The sequence below is a fragment of the Streptomyces cahuitamycinicus genome (assembly GCF_002891435.1).
GTDB classification, from domain to species: Bacteria; Actinomycetota; Actinomycetes; order Streptomycetales; family Streptomycetaceae; genus Streptomyces; species Streptomyces cahuitamycinicus.
The window spans coordinates 1-1347 of record NZ_POUC01000833.1; the positions used below are offsets into that span (position 1 = coordinate 1).

The window sequence follows — 1347 nt, forward strand, 5'->3', positions numbered from 1 at the left end:
GTCTCGTGGGCTCGGAGATGTGTATAGGAGACAGCGCCCCCGGCGATGAGCCCGGCCGCCTTCGCGTACCCGGCGGCCCCGAACCAGCCGATGACCGCGACCGGTACGACGGCCGGGATGCCGCCGGCCACTTCCTCGATATGCAGGGCGGCCAGCCGGCACTTCGCGCACTCGTCCAGGTGCTTGCGCAGTCCCCGCTCGGCTCGGGTGCGCAGCCGCCCGCGGGCGTAGGTGCCGAGCTGGTCGGCATAGCGCGCGCACTCCTCGTCGCTGGTGAGCGTGGCGCTGACGTGGGCCTGGAGGTAGGCCTGCCTGAGGCCCTCGCGGGCCCTGCTGGCGAGCACGCGGGTGCCGTTGGCGTCCAGCCCGAACAGCGTGGCGACCTCGCTGGGCGACTCGTCCTCGATCTCGGTGTGCCACAGCACGGCCTGCCAGCGCTCCGGCAGCGACCGGAAGGCCCGCATGGCCATGGACTGCTCGGCCTGGTGCATCGCCCGTACGTCCGCGCCCATTTCGAGCGTGTCGTCGTCGGACGCATCGGGCCCGCGTGCCGACCGGGTGGCGAACACCGCGAAGTCGTCGACGAGCTGCTCGCGCCGCGCCGATCTCGTCCAGGAGGCGGCCACGCGCCGGATGGAGGTGAGCAGGTAGGCGCGTACGGCGTGCGCCGGGCCCGCCCCGCCGCGCACCGCCTGGAGCATGCGAGCGAAGACCTCGGCGGTCAGGTCGTCCGCGGTGTGGGCGTCACGGCAGCAGGTGCGGGCGTACCGGCGCACGGCGTGCGCATGGCGCCGGTACAGCTCCTCGTACGCCGTGTCGTCGCCCGAGCGCATCCGGTCGATGAGGTCGGCGTCGGACGGCGGCAGGTCACGCGGCGGCAGGACGCCGTCCTCGCGCCGGTCGCGCTGGGCCGGGACCGAGCCGTCGGCGAGGTGCCCGCCGGGCGGCACGCTCGCGCGTCCGCCCTGACTCGGCACCTGCGGCGGGACCGCGTCGCCGGCCGTTGCGTCGCCGCTCCCGCCGCCGCTCGACTCGTCCCGCCCGTCACCGCTCATCCCGGAAAGCCCCCGCCAGCCGCCCAACCCGTCCAGACCACCGGGTCAGCGTGCCATATTGGCTTTTGGTCAGACCGTTCCTGTGGACTGAGCGGAGTGAGTCCGTTCAGCCGCGCGCCCGGAACGGTCTTGGGCGAGCTGGTCCCCGGCGTACTCGACCCCGGGTGGCGACACGCATCCTGTGCGTGGTCCGGCCCGGGAGGCCAGTTCCCTCGCGACCCGGCCGGGTCGCGAGGGGACGGCCAGAGGCGACGGGGAGGCCCTGAACCATCCTCTGGTGGAGCCGGGGCCC

1 protein-coding gene is annotated in these 1347 nt (G+C 74.2%); it reads right to left on the reverse strand.

The genetic code is table 11. The features are described 5' to 3' along the window. The coding region (locus C1J00_RS43270; RefSeq protein WP_146046414.1) for a sigma-70 family RNA polymerase sigma factor at positions 1–1055 on the reverse strand (1055 nt) is incomplete at its 3' end. Positions 1056–1347 lie beyond the last annotated feature (292 nt).